The following is a 4,324-nucleotide window of genomic DNA, read 5'->3' on the forward strand; positions in this document are numbered from 1 at the left end:
CGCCACGACACGGAACACGCGCGGACTGACACGCTCGGTAAGGCGCTTGATCACGCCGCCTTTGCCGGCAGCATCGCGACCCTCGAAGATGATCGCGATGYGCGCCCCGGATTTTTTCACCCACGCCTGGAGATAGGCAAGCTCGACCTGAAGCCGGGCGAGTTCTTTCGTGTAGCTTCTTCCCGAGTTCGCCTCGTCCTTTGCTGCCTTGTCCTTGTCTTTGTTTTTACCCATCTTCTTCTCCTTTCCGTCCAATCAGTGAACTCTAGGTGATACAGAGGTCTGGGCCTCGAATGCCTTATAGGCGTCCTCCAGATTGTCGAAGACCATGTGGGGGCCGATGCGCTCGATGACGCCGGCCCGACGCAGCAGTTCGCGCGCTTCGGCGTGCAGTTCCGCCATGCCCATGGTGATACCGCTACCGCGAAGCTCGTTGCAAAGCTCGCCCAGCATTTCCGCTGCCGAGCTGTCGATCTGGGCAACGGCGCTGGCATCGATCACCAGCCAGCGCGTGTCGGCAGGCAGTCCGTCGGCAATGGATCGCAGTCGGGACTGGACGTAGTCGGTGTTGAAGAATAGCAGGCTGCCCTGGATGAGGCAGGCGGCGATGCCGGGCACCTGATAGGCCTCGGGCGCCCGATGCAGCTTGTAGAAGCCCTCATGGCCCGGAACCCGGCCCAGCATGGCATCGCGGGGGTACATCAGCTTGTGCAGAATGAAGACCAGCGACGCGCTGATCGCGATGACCACGCCATTGAGGACGCCAAGGCYGATCGGGCCCCACATCGCGATGAGCGCGAAGACGAACTCGATGCGGCTGACACGCCAGACCTGCCTCAGAGCGGCCAGGTCGATCAGGTTGATGGCGGTCGCGGCAAGTATCGCGCCCAAGGCAGGAATGGGAATGATCCTGAGGGCCGGCCCGAGAAAGAGCAGCGCCGCAATCAACGCTGCCGCGGCAACAATGCTGGTCACCTGCGAGCGGCCGCCAATAGTCAGGTTGACGGCCGTGCGCGAGTCGGAAGCCGTGACCGGAAAGGCACCGAAGAGCCCCGCAGCCAGGTTTGCAGCGCCAAATCCGATGAGCTCGCGATTGGGGTCGACTGGTTGGCCGGCTTTTGCCCCGAAACTGCGGGCCGTGATGATGCCCGAGCCGTAGCTCACGAGGAAAATAGCCGCGGCGCCAAGCGCCAGCGTTTCGAAAGGAAGTCCGGCGGCATGTGGCAATGTCAGGGACGGCAGGCCGGTCGGGATATCGCCGACCACGGCAATGCCGTGTCCCTGAAGATCGAAGACGGCTGAAAGCACCGCCGACAGCACCACGACCAGCACCGGCCCGGGCACCGGAAAGCGCGTGATCCGCACCCCCTGCAATAGGCCGAACATCGCCAGGGCCAGCGCAAGGGAGGGCCAGTGGATCAGGTTCGCCTTGCTGAGAAGCTCGAGTATGGGCCTGAGCAGGCCTTCTGTCTCGATGCTTACCCCGGTGAAACGCTTGATCTGCCCGATCAGGATCGAAAAGGAGACGCCGGTGAAGAAGCCGGTCAGGATGGGACGCGACAGGAATGTCGCCAACACTCCGAGCCGAAGCACCCACGCGGCCAGGCAATACAATCCGACGCCGAGCGCCAGCATTGCCGCGATTGACGTGCGGTCCACCGCACTCCCGGCTGGCATACTTGCAGTGACTGCGACCAAGGTCGCCGCAAGCACGGTCATCGTTGCCGCGTCCGGGCCGACGATGAGCTGGCGCGAGGGGCCAAAGAACGCGTAGGCGACCAGTGGGGCGATGCTGGCGTAGATGCCGGTCTCTGGCGGCAGCCCCGCTATCGCCGGATAGGCAATGGCACTGGGAAGCCCGACCGCCGCAACCGCGAGCCCAGCCGAGACATCACTGCGAACCCAGTCCCRCTTGTAGCCTGTGAGGCCAGCTGGCACGTGAAGGTACAAGCCCACTTAAGGGATCCTTGTTGCCCGGATTATATTAGAAGATTTTCATATATTAGCCAGTTTTCAATCTGTCTGCATTTACTGGCGGACGCGCTATGTGCTCCGGCACGGCATGAAGCTGAAAGTACAGGTTGCGGGCGACGAGATCGAACGCCGGCATGAAGACGACCATCGATCTCAAGCTCATGCTGTCGCCCCGATTTGCGCTGTCTTGGCGGCCGCGTCGGCGTCGGTTCCGGCATCGCCGCTGCACCAATAACCACCGGCTCAATCGTTAACGACGTCCCAGCTGTCATCCGGGTTGAAGCGGTCAATATACTTGACGATGTCCTCAGTGCTGGGACCGAGATCGACTTGATAAACAATGCCCTGTTGATTCACGGCGAACGTCTTCACGCCGGTTTCGGCATATTTGACTGGCCAAGCGATCAGGCCAAATCCGGCGATCATGTTGCCGTTGATGATATAATCATAAGCGCCTCCCGCAACCTTATCACCTTGGCCGGTCAAGATGCGGAAACGATAGCCAAAATAACCTTCACCCTTGCTGGCGCTTTCAAGTTCAGCCTCCTTGACGAAGCCGCCTGCCGGACTTTCTCCGTCCTCCTGGGTAGCAGGCCAGTACAGGCCGTCGGTCGCGCCTTCGCTACTCACCAGTTTTTGTGCGAATTCATCTACGCCATCGCCGTCCCGGTCCTCCGAGGCGTAATCATTTTGTGCGTCGACATAGGTGCGCATGGTCGAAATCGCTTCCAGCTCGTTTTGGCCAACGCGACGGTTTACGATCTCCTCCAGGCCCGCTTCGGCATCGTAGGCCCACTTTCCGTCATCTCCCTTCAACAGGGGAAATGGCAATGGCCAGAGTTTGTCGCCGAGCTGGAGGAGCTTGCCGCCGTCCGTATCGACGACGAGGACCTGCTTGGCCGCAGCGTCGCGAATCTGGGCGAAGGTGTCCATAATCCCTTCCGCTGACTTGAGCTTGTCTGCATCGAGGCCGAGCAGCTTTGCCACCCTGTCGAAATCATTAGCGGCCAAAGCGGCTTTCAAGGCGTCAACGGCCTGGGCCGAGTCATCGAAGAACGGCGCTTCCTTCTCCGCCTCRTAGGCAAAGATGCCGTAATCTTCGTCGGAGGGCGCCGCAGTCGCAGGAGCCGCGGGCGGGGATTGCTCCTGAGCACGCGTCGCGGCCGGTACCGTGGCGACAAAGCCAGAGACAAGAGCGGCCAAGCAAATCGAGCGTAGGAATTGATGATTGAGGATCGTGTTCATGGTCTTGCTCCTTTCCCGCTCTCAACGCCGCCCGCCACCACCACGCCCTCCGCCGCGCCCGCCGCCGCCGCTAAAGGATCGTCCGCCGCCGCCGCCTCGATGCAGGTTGTGCCCGCCGCCGCGATTTTGAACGGCCTTTCCACCACCGCGCTGGCCACCGCCCATGGCCTGTTGGCCACGCCTGGATTGTACTTGAGCAACCTTCCCGCGGTCGACATTGCCGAGCCCGGATGGCTTCTTGGGCCTATTGTCAGGTCTTGCTGCAACCTTTGGCTTGCCGGCAGGGCGTTTGGCGTTGGCCGGCCGCTGGTTGGTCGCCTTTCCGATATCACGGCCGCCGCTGCCTGGCCGCGCAGCCGGCCTCGGCATGTCGGGCCGGGCCTTTGCCAAGTCGCCGCCAGGCCTGTTCTTCAGCCCTTCAAGAGTGCTTTTGCGTATATCCGTGGCCTTGGCTGTTCGGTTCGAGAGGTTTGCGGACTGGCTCCTCTTGATGTCGGCCGCGCGGTTGCCGATCGAGTTTGCTCGGGTATTCTCAACCCTGTTCTTGACGTTCGTCCGATCGAATTTGGCCAGTTGGCTCTTGTCAAAATTGAGCTTCGAGCGGTCGACATTCTTCCAGTCGACGTCCTTGAGGTTGAGCTTGCCGTTGATGTTGTTGAGGCAGTTGTTGCAGTCGACGTCGATGTCGCCGCCGTTCCAGTTACCGCCCCAAATACCCCAATCATCCCAATTGACCGCCGCAGCCCATATCGCTCCGGTTGCCGCCGCCGCAAAGAAAGTCGCGGTAGGGTACCAGTAGCTTGGATAGGGATCGGGATAGTAGGTGATTGGCTGCGCAACGTAGCCCGGCTGGTACAGCATTTCCGGCTCGTAGCGCGGCACATAGACCTTTTCGCTGCTCGCCGACTGGATGATGATGTTGTCGCCGGACGTCTCCACCTTCATCTTGTCATCGCTTTTGATGACGCCCTTCGCCACCGCTTCCTCCCGCAACTGCTGGATGGCGATGAGCACGTCCTTCTGCTGGTAGGCGAGAGCGTCGCCAAAGTCCTGTGTCCATTCGAGATCGTCGCTCATCATCTTGACGAGCTCTGGATAGTTGAGC

The 4,324-nt window shown here is 61.0% G+C and carries 3 protein-coding genes and 1 pseudogene; all 4 read right to left on the bottom strand.

The window, feature by feature from the left end:
- Nucleotides 1-234 (bottom strand): annotated as a pseudogene (locus AC1DUU_RS24565) (polyphosphate kinase 2); the annotation flags it as partial.
- Nucleotides 235-255: 21 nt separating this feature from the next.
- Nucleotides 256-1,956, bottom strand: a complete 1,701-nt coding sequence (locus AC1DUU_RS24570; RefSeq protein ID WP_476785991.1) for a SulP family inorganic anion transporter — start codon at nucleotides 1,954-1,956, stop codon at nucleotides 256-258.
- A 261-nt stretch (nucleotides 1,957-2,217) separates the two neighbouring features.
- Nucleotides 2,218-3,219, bottom strand: a complete 1,002-nt coding sequence (locus AC1DUU_RS24575) for a DUF2950 domain-containing protein (RefSeq protein WP_476785992.1) — start codon at nucleotides 3,217-3,219, stop codon at nucleotides 2,218-2,220.
- Between the two features lie 21 nt (nucleotides 3,220-3,240).
- A partial coding sequence (locus tag AC1DUU_RS24580; RefSeq protein ID WP_476785993.1) for a DUF3300 domain-containing protein occupies nucleotides 3,241-4,324 on the bottom strand: 1,084 nt, incomplete at its 5' end.

Source organism: Aminobacter sp. P4_H6_2 (genome assembly GCF_056400805.1).